Consider the following 1556-nt stretch of genomic DNA (forward strand, 5'->3'; position numbering starts at 1 on the left):
TCCGTGGGCGACACCCCGATCCGCGCCACCCCCGGAGGCGTCACCGGCATCGGCGACACCTGGGTCGGCGCCGGCTGGTGCACCGAGCGCGCAACGACCTCGGAGGACCCGTGGGGCGCGGCCCCCGGCTCCGACGCGGACCTCCCGCCCGGCCTCGACCTGCCCACCGGGATCAGCCGCCGCCTCGGCGGAGACATCCCCACCACCCGTCTGGATGATCGTCCCCTCACCCCTGTCCGACCGCGCCTCACCGGAGCCGCCCTCGTCGCGAAAGGCCAACGAGGCGTCCAAGCCTCCATCGAAGCCCTCGAAGCACGCGGCGATACCCTCGTCGGAACCGAGATCACGCTCATCGTTGGCGGAGTCCGAACACGCATCGACATCCTGGCTATGACACCATCTGGGGAGCTGTACTTCATCGAAGCCAAGAACGGCCGCCACGCGAAACTCACAAAGAACCAAGAATTCGCCTACCCTCTCATTAGAGCCGGTGGAAGCGCAATACCGGCCGGCCGGAAAGCAGAGGGGGCCGGCCTAGAGCTCGGGAAGCCCCTAGATGCGATGGTAGTGCGAGTAGATCCGTGGGATATCGGTTAGGAGAATAAGTTGTCATTTCACACAGAAGTTGAAACGGTTTGCGTTCGCAAGCTGAACGAAGCGGGGTTTAGAAAAAAGAGAAACATCCTTGTGCTGCCCTTATCTGAGGGATGGCAGGGGTGGGTCGGGCTGAGTAGTAGCGGCTGGAGTCCACGGGAAGGAGAAATTCATCCAGTGATCGGTGTGGTGTGTGACGAGATCCAACGAATTTACTACGAAGTGGAGCCCGACCTCCCAGGAAGGAAATATCCCACCCCGACCATTACAACGCCCATCGGCTATGCGGCCGAGAACCCAAGGTTCATGAAGTGGATCTTCACAAACGATGACACTGTCGAGGAGCGGGCGGCAGAAATGACTCAGGCTGTCGTCGACATCGGTATCCCCTATATGCGCAAGCACGCCTCACTCGACGCTGTCCGCACCACGCTTTCCGGTATCAACATGATTCCTCACGCGCGTGTTGCTCGCGAACGGCTTGCGGTCACGATTCTCGTGCAGGACGGTCGTGATGCCGCGCGTGCGCATATCGAAGCGGAACTCGCAAAGATCGCAGGCAAGGACGATCCCTCGACGCGCGTTGACCGAGACTTCGCGAATAAATTTCTTGCGTACATCGACCGGATCGCTCCCTGACCTGGTTTCGCTCATACAACCCGAGGTCCGTCAAGCCTAAACGGGATTATCGAGTCGCAGATAGCGAGCGGTATTGCCGCCCATGACAATAGCGAAAGCATCTACTACGAGATACAGCCGGAACTTCCGGGGGAAAACTTCCTTACGCCAACAATCTCGCTCCCCCTCGACCAAGCCGCTGACGACCGAAAACGGAGAGAGTGGCACTTCAAAAACGATGGCACTGTTGAAGAGCAGGCGGCGGATTTCACGCAGGCGGTGGTCGAGATCGGAATTCCCTACATGCGTAAGCACGCCTCACTCGACGCCATTCACTCTATACT

The 1556-nt window shown here is 59.8% G+C and carries 2 protein-coding genes; both read left to right on the forward strand.

All coding sequences use genetic code 11. From position 1 onward, the window contains the following. On the forward strand, nt 1–597 hold a 597-nt coding region (locus tag ACH61_RS17660), incomplete at its 5' end, for a nuclease-related domain-containing protein (RefSeq protein WP_169809834.1). A gap of 9 nt (nt 598–606) precedes the next feature. Beyond that, a complete protein-coding gene (locus tag ACH61_RS15345; RefSeq protein WP_132505911.1) occupies nt 607–1233 on the forward strand; it encodes a hypothetical protein in 627 nt (208 codons plus the stop codon). Nucleotides 1234–1556: the final 323 nt, after the last annotated feature.

Source organism: Rathayibacter tanaceti, assembly GCF_001634385.1.
GTDB classification, from domain to species: domain Bacteria; phylum Actinomycetota; class Actinomycetes; order Actinomycetales; family Microbacteriaceae; genus Rathayibacter; species Rathayibacter tanaceti.